Below are 6357 nucleotides of genomic sequence, written 5' to 3' on the forward strand. Positions count from 1 at the left end.
AGCTATCAGCTATCAGCTATCAGCTATCAGCTATCAGCTATCAGCTATCAGCTATCAGCTATCACAACTTTGTCCCTATCAACTTAAGAGTCAAGAAAATCTTATATTTACCTGACGGCTGACGGCTGACGGCTGACGGCTGACGGCTGACGGCTGACGGCTCAAGTTACGCTAAATGCTCTCTTGCTAAATACTCTAGCGACTGCATTTCCTGCAAGCGGCTGATACAACGTTTGAACTCAAAGTTAAGGTTGCCTTGAGTATAGAGTTCAGTGATCGGTTGTTCTGCGGAGATAATTAATGTCACGTGGCGTTCGTAAAATTCATCTACTAAGGCAATAAAGCGGCGTGCAGCATCATCATTATTTTGCCCTAGTTGTTTTACATTCGATAAAATCACCGTGTTATATAGGCGACTTATTTCCATGTAGTCCACTTGGCTACGAGCGGTTTCACACAATTCAGGGAAATCAAACATCACGATACAGTCTGATACTTTACGCGTTTTGATCATCCGCCCTTCAATCTCAATAGCTTGATCGAGTACGCCCGGCTCTGGCGATAATTTATCAAAGTACTCAAATAAGTTTTTATCGGCTTGTGCGTCTAAGGGGCTGTGAAATATTTCAGCTTGCTCCAAAGTACGCAGCCGGTAATCAATGCCGGAATCAACATTGACGATTTCAGTATTAGCGTTGACAAGGGCTATTGCTGGTAAAAAACGCGCGCGCTGTAAGCCATTGCGATATAACTCATCAGGCACTATGTTAGAGGTTGCCACTAACACAATACCACGGGCAAATAAGGCTTCCATTAAACCACCGAGTAACATGGCATCGGTAATGTCCTGAACAAAAAACTCATCAAAACAGATAATGTCAGTTTCAGCTTTAAAAATATCCGCCACAACCTCTAATGGGTTGGCGGTATTATTTAATTTTTTTAATTCATCATGAACACGGTGCATAAAACGATGAAAATGCACGCGCATCTTTCGCTTGCCTGGCAAAGCTTCATAAAAAGTATCAACCAAATACGTTTTACCGCGTCCTACTCCACCCCAAAAATACAACCCTTTTATAGGTGGCGTGCTATCTTTATTAAAGAGCCTAGAAAACCAACCTTTAGCGGCAGGCTTTTGAGCCGTTAAGTCATCAAATAACCTTTGCAGGTGGCGCACTGCGTTTTCTTGCGCAGCATCGTACACAAAGTCATCGCGCTGTAAATCTTGTTGATATTTTTGCCAAGGAGTCATAGATAGTTACAATAAAACACGGTTTAATTTACGCAATATGTTAACACGCATCGTAACTCGGGGTATATTAACAACAACAGGATTTATTCTTGAATACGCAATCAAGGCGTTATTTTTATTTTTTACGTATTAATTCCCAAAGGGGTAGAATTTATGGGCACAGTTACTTGGATCGGCATTATTGTTATTGTGGCAGTGGCTGCATTTTTCCTTGGCGCATTTGTAACCAAAAAACAATTTAAACAAGATGAATTAGAGCAACAAGCTGAACAAGCTAAGAATGCCTTAGAGCAATATCGCCAAGACGTGGCGGATCACTTAGCAAGTACCAGTAAATTAGTTAGCAAAATGAAAGACAATTACGATCAACTATTAAACCATGTTGATGAAACCAATAAGTTATTGTTAACTGATAAAAAGCAGCACCCTGCAGAACCATTCTTCTCAAAAGAAACAACCGAGCAATTACAACGCTCATTAAAAGAGCGCCAAAGTGACCGATCCTCAGCCCATGCACAACCTGCGGATTATGTATCAGGCACCTCAGGATTATTTGCAGGCGAAGATAAAGTTTCAGAACATTCTAAAGTCTCTTGATGAACTTTTTTTTGACCCCATAGTCTCTATTAGAGCAGCTTATGTTTTATATACAGTCCTAAGCCCCCTTAAATAGATCAGCTATTTTAATGGGTTTAGAACAAGATTAATGAAGAAAGGCTGCAGTTGCAGCCTTTTTTGTTTGTGCTTTTCCTGTGATGTGGAGTAAACCCTGACTATGAAAATGAAATTATCGTTAATCAGTGCAGCAATGTTATCTACCAGCTTATTATTAACCCCTGCGGTATCAATGGCAAAAATGCCTATCGCTGTTAATGGTCAACAATTACCAACGTTAGCGCCTATGCTAGAACAAATAACACCGGGCGTTGTTAGTATCCAAGTCTCCGGTTCAAAGGAAATTCGTCGTCGTGCTGATCCGCTTGATTTCTTTTTTGGTAACCCGCAACCACGTAGCCAAAAGCGTGAATTTAGTGGTTTAGGCTCAGGCGTTATTATTGACGCCAAAGAAGGCTATGTGGTTACCAATAACCACGTAGTGCAAGATGCCGAGAAAATGTTAGTAACTCTGGAAGATGGTCGCGAATACGAAGCAACTAAAATCGGTAGCGATAAAGAGTCAGATATCGCGTTACTACAAATTGAGGCCGAGGATTTAGTCGCCATCAAACTGGCAAACTCAGATCAATTGCGCGTAGGTGATTTTGCCGTTGCCATTGGTAACCCATTTGGTTTAAGTCATACCGTTACCTCGGGCATTGTTAGTGCATTGGGTCGTAGTGGTTTAAACATTGAAGGTTATGAAGACTTTATTCAAACCGATGCAGCAATAAACCAAGGCAACTCAGGCGGTGCGTTAGTTAACTTAAATGGTGAGCTAATTGGTATTAACACCGCTATTTTAGGTGCCTCAGGTGGCAATGTGGGAATTGGCTTTGCGATTCCATCAAACATGATGAAAAACCTGGTTGATCAAATTATTGAACATGGTGAAGTGCGTCGTGGCTCACTGGGTATCTCGGGGCGGCCATTAGATGCAGGTCTTGCTAAAGCGCAGAAACTTGATGTCAAGCAAGGGGCGTATGTTATGCAAGTTATGGATGATTCCGCAGCTAGCAAAGCAGGTATTAAAGCAGGCGATGTGATCACAAGTATAGATGGCAGTGAGATCAGTGGTTTCCATGAGCTGCGCAGTAAAATCGCCACGCTCGGTGAAGGCCGAAAGGTTAAGCTAGGCATTTATCGCGATGGTAAAATTAAAACCGTCAAAGTTACCCTTGATGGCGCATCAGGGTTAACTGCCGCAGGCGATGAACTGCACCCTGCGTTCCAAGGTGCAACCCTTGAAAACACCCAAAAGAATGGTAATAAAGGAGTTGAGCTTACATCTATAGACCCACGCTCTCCAGCTGCACGAGTTGGCCTTGAAGAAGGTGACATTATCATGCAAGTGAATCGTCAGCGCGTTGAAACAATTAATGATATGAATAAGATCATTGAAAATACCAAAGGTAACATTGTACTTGGGGTACAACGTGGCCGCGAATCGGTATTTGTATTAATTCAGTAACAACAAAGCGATTAAATCAATAAATAATAGCAGTGGCACTTGCCGCTGCTATTTTTTTTATGCCATCATTAGAGGATTGCTCACTAAGAATAAGAAAATTGTGCTGAAATTCTTTAAGTTTGTCCTTCCTCCACTGTTTGCCGGACTCGGCATTGCGTTTTTGGTGGTTTTTTTTAGCCCAAATATGCGTGCAACCTTATTACCCAATGTGCCCTTACCCAGCGCAATGAGTGTTGACCACCTGAGTTTTGCCGATGCTGTAGAACGTGCAGCGCCATCGGTGGTTACTATTATTTCTGAGAGCATTTCAAAAGAGCCGCGCTATAAACGGCAAAATACCGTGCAAGAACTTGGCTCCGGCGTGATCATGTCAAGTGATGGCTATATTCTGACCAACTATCATGTGATCAATAATGCAGATCAAATTATGGTACTGCTCACCGATGGCCGCCGCTATTTTGATGTGCAACTGATTGGCTTTGATACCATCACCGACTTAGCATTATTAAAAATCAATGTAGAGCATTTACCTGTTATTCCAGTCAGTGATCGCTTTGCACCACGTGTTGGTGATGTAGTACTTGCGATTGGTAACCCGCTTAATTTAGGGCAAACAATCACCCAAGGGATCATCAGTGCCACGGGTAAGCAAAAAATTACCGACAGCCCCTATAACAGCCTGCTACAAATGGATGCGGCAATCAATGTTGGCAACTCTGGCGGTGCACTGGTGAACTCCAACGGCGATTTGGTTGGCATCACTTCTGCACAATTTAAAACCCGTGAAAACTTAGATATTCAAGGTATATTCTTTGCTGTGCCTTATTCGTTAGCTAAAGAAGTGATGGATAAACTGATCCGCCATGGTCGTGTTGTACGTGGCTATTTAGGCTTCACAGGCACCGCTGTTGATAGCACAGGTAAAGAGGTAAGTGATAACTTCACCCCAGTGGCAGGCTTGCGTATCACCAACTTAGATCCCTTAGGGCCTGCCTGGCAAGCGGGCATTAAAGAGCAAGATATTGTGATTAAAATTGCCGGTGAAGATGTTACAAACCCGCAAAAAACCTTAACGGTTATTGGTAATTCAGATCCTGGTCATGAAATTGAGTTTGAACTCTATCGAAATGGGGAAATATTGAAAGTGATGGTTAAAGTGGCAGAGTTAGAGACTAAGTTATAATTTTAGTTGCAAGGTAAAAGGTAAAAGGTAAAAGGTAAAAGGTAAAACAAGGTTCTCACTTGAACCTTGTTACTTGAACCTTTCAACTCGTATTTAATTACTTCTACGTTTGATGTTTGCACCCAGTGCGCTGAGTTTATCTTCAATTCGTTGATAGCCACGGTCAACGTGGTAAATACGATCAACAACTGTCTCACCTTGCGCCACAATTCCCGTTAAAATTAAGCTCGCTGAAGCACGCAAGTCTGTTGCCATCACCTGTGCACCACTTAGACTTTTAGTGTCGCCACAAATAGCCGTATTGCCTTCTAAGCGAATATTAGCGCCCATACGCTGTAACTCAGGCACATGCATAAAGCGGTTCTCAAAAATCGTTTCCGTGATTGTCGCACTGCCATTAGCCACCACATTTAACGCTGTAAATTGGGCTTGCATATCGGTTGGAAAACCTGGGTGCGGCATGGTTTTGATATTAACCGCTTTCAGTTCACGGCCACGCATATCAAGGTAGATGCTGTCATCATGTATTTCAATCAACGCATTAGTCGCACGCAATTTTTCAATCACAGGCTCAAGGCTGTGAAAATCCGTTAGTTTACATAACACTTCCCCGCCCGCCATCGCCGCAGCAACTAAGAAAGTACCGGTTTCAATACGATCTGGCAAAATACGGTGTTCACAACCATGCAGTTTTTCCACACCTTCAATTTCAATACGACTGCTACCGGCACCAGTAATTTTTGCCCCCATCGCTGTTAAACACACAGCCAAATCAATGATCTCTGGTTCACGGGCGGCATTTTCTAATACAGTTTTGCCGTCAGCCAAGGTTGCGGCCATCAATAAATTTTCGGTCGCGCCAACGCTGACCATTTCCATGTATATTTCAGCGCCTTTTAAACGCCCATCAACTTTGGCATTGATATAACCATTTTCAACACTTATAACCGCGCCCATGCGCTCTAAGCCTTGAATATGAATATCAACAGGACGCGCGCCAATTGCACAGCCGCCAGGCAGCGATACTTGCGCTTGACCAAAACGCGCAACTAATGGCCCTAAGGCTAATACCGATGCCCGCATTTGCTTCACAAGCTCATAAGGGGCAAGTGTTTTATCCACTTTGCCACCATCAATAACGAGTTGGTCACCATGCCATTGGATTTCTGCACCAAGGGTTTTTAACAGTGCTTCTGTGGTGCCAATATCACGTAAACGAGGCACATTGCTAAAGGTACTTTTACCGTCCGCTAATAATGCCGCAAATAAAATTGGTAATGCAGCATTTTTAGCGCCTGAAATTGTGACTTCACCGGCAAGTCCGGTTCCACCCTGAATTACAAATTGATCCATGAGGAAACCTTTTTTATTGAGGTAAAATGAATTTTTGTTCGCGCTTCCACTCAGTAGGTGTAAATGCACGGATCGAAACTGCGTGGATTGTGCCGTCAGAAATGGTGTTCATCAACGGCCCATATACCAGCTGTTGTTTTTTCACTCGGCTTAAACCATCAAAGCAATCACCAACTGCGATAACTTCATAATGACTACCGTTGGCTTTGACATGTACTTCAGCTAATTGTAGCTCGTCGCGTAATAAGGTTTCGACCTGGCTTGTTTCCATAACTCTCACTCAAATAGGTTGGTAACCTGTCCCAATTGCATTAATTTTTGCAATTGCTCAGGAATATTTTGCAACTCAAGGTGAATACCTTGCTGCTTTAATTCTGCGAAAGAGTGAATTAACCAAGCTAAGCCCTGTCTCTTATACACATCTCCGAGCCCACGAGA

General features: G+C 42.9%; 7 protein-coding genes. 3 read left to right on the forward strand and 4 right to left on the reverse strand.

The window, feature by feature from the left end; all coding sequences use genetic code 11:
- Nucleotides 1–166: 166 nt before the first annotated feature.
- Nucleotides 167–1255, reverse strand: a complete 1089-nt coding sequence (gene zapE, locus ENH88_RS18045) for a cell division protein ZapE (RefSeq protein ID WP_304184376.1) — start codon at nt 1253–1255, stop codon at nt 167–169.
- A 153-nt stretch (nt 1256–1408) separates the two neighbouring features.
- Between zapE and ENH88_RS18050 the strand changes: the two genes are divergently transcribed.
- The 3 genes from ENH88_RS18050 to ENH88_RS18060 all read left to right on the forward strand — a co-directional run bounded on the left by ENH88_RS18050 (nt 1409) and on the right by ENH88_RS18060 (nt 4566).
- Nucleotides 1409–1852: a YhcB family protein gene (locus ENH88_RS18050; RefSeq protein ID WP_192542404.1), complete on the forward strand. Its 444-nt coding sequence runs from the start codon at nt 1409–1411 to the stop codon at nt 1850–1852.
- Between the two features lie 178 nt (nt 1853–2030).
- Nucleotides 2031–3383: a Do family serine endopeptidase gene (locus ENH88_RS18055; protein WP_304184378.1), complete on the forward strand. Its 1353-nt coding sequence runs from the start codon at nt 2031–2033 to the stop codon at nt 3381–3383.
- A 100-nt stretch (nt 3384–3483) separates the two neighbouring features.
- Nucleotides 3484–4566 carry a trypsin-like peptidase domain-containing protein gene (locus ENH88_RS18060; protein ID WP_304184379.1) on the forward strand — a complete coding sequence of 361 codons (1083 nt, stop codon included), beginning with the start codon at nt 3484–3486 and terminating at the stop codon, nt 4564–4566.
- 93 nt (nt 4567–4659) lie between these two features.
- On the opposite strand, the gene murA is transcribed toward ENH88_RS18060, so the two are convergent.
- From murA to ENH88_RS23225, 3 genes are all read right to left on the reverse strand, one after another.
- Nucleotides 4660–5919: a UDP-N-acetylglucosamine 1-carboxyvinyltransferase gene (murA, locus tag ENH88_RS18065; protein ID WP_304184382.1), complete on the reverse strand. Its 1260-nt coding sequence runs from the start codon at nt 5917–5919 to the stop codon at nt 4660–4662.
- A gap of 13 nt (nt 5920–5932) precedes the next feature.
- Nucleotides 5933–6190, reverse strand: coding sequence for a BolA family protein (locus ENH88_RS18070; RefSeq protein ID WP_149980598.1), 258 nt, complete (start codon nt 6188–6190; stop codon nt 5933–5935).
- 5 nt (nt 6191–6195) lie between these two features.
- The coding region (locus ENH88_RS23225) for an STAS domain-containing protein (protein ID WP_414704862.1) at nt 6196–6357 on the reverse strand (162 nt) is incomplete at its 5' end.

Origin of the sequence: Pseudoalteromonas prydzensis (genome assembly GCF_011050055.1) — a bacterium.
Taxonomy (GTDB): domain Bacteria; phylum Pseudomonadota; class Gammaproteobacteria; order Enterobacterales; family Alteromonadaceae; genus Pseudoalteromonas; species Pseudoalteromonas prydzensis_A.